General features: G+C 53.6%; 2 tRNA genes and 1 rRNA gene. All 3 read left to right on the forward strand.

The annotated features are described in order from the left end of the window. Positions 1–109, forward strand: a 16S ribosomal RNA gene (locus tag MRBLMR1_RS28235); the annotation flags it as partial. 325 nt (positions 110–434) lie between these two features. Then, positions 435–511: transfer RNA gene (locus tag MRBLMR1_RS28240), tRNA-Ile, on the forward strand. Positions 512–586: 75 nt separating this feature from the next. Beyond that, positions 587–662: transfer RNA gene (locus tag MRBLMR1_RS28245), tRNA-Ala, on the forward strand. Positions 663–827 lie beyond the last annotated feature (165 nt).

The following is an 827-nucleotide window of genomic DNA, read 5'->3' on the forward strand; positions in this document are numbered from 1 at the left end:
AGGTAGTGCGCTAACCGCAAGGAGGCAGCTAACCACGGTAGGGTCAGCGACTGGGGTGAAGTCGTAACAAGGTAGCCGTAGGGGAACCTGCGGCTGGATCACCTCCTTTCTAAGGAAGCTGTGGAACTGGTAAGACGCTGAGACATGTCTCAGATGAACCTTCCCGTGCTTTTTAGAACATAGATGGCGCCAGTCAGGCGACCATCGCAACGTAATACGCTGCGGAATGCCTTTGGCATCGGACAGTATGGCGAAAACCGCCGACTACGTTTCTCTTTCTTCATTAGGATATGAACCATTGAGTGCGCTCACGGGCTGTTCGCACCTTCGGTGCTGCCCTCCGCGAGGGCGCCGGCCAACTTTTAGGGTTGATGGCGGCGACGGCCTCTGGCCTGTATTGGCGAGCGTTACTTAACGTAGAGTTTGTCGAGATCGGGCCTGTAGCTCAGTTGGTTAGAGCACACGCTTGATAAGCGTGGGGTCGGAAGTTCAAGTCTTCCCAGGCCCACCATTCTCCTTTTTAAGGTGTTTGGTTTGTTCGATCTTGACCCTCCTGATGGCATTGTCATCGGGTGTTGCGATGGTTGGGGCTGTAGCTCAGCTGGGAGAGCACCTGCTTTGCAAGCAGGGGGTCAGCGGTTCGATCCCGCTCAGCTCCACCAATTCGCTTTTGGTGTCGAGATGACGGGTACATATCCTTTGAAGAAGTAAAAGTTTGCATCGCTTCGATGAAGCGCATGCCTGTTCTGCAAAAATCGTGAAGAGAAGATTGATCTGGAGGCTTCCAGGTCTGGGTTTTACCGCAAGGTAAGCCTGGGTTTGAAGCT

The sequence above is a fragment of the Neorhizobium sp. LMR1-1-1.1 genome, assembly GCF_040675795.1.
Taxonomy (GTDB): Bacteria; Pseudomonadota; Alphaproteobacteria; order Rhizobiales; family Rhizobiaceae; genus Neorhizobium; species Neorhizobium cellulosilyticum.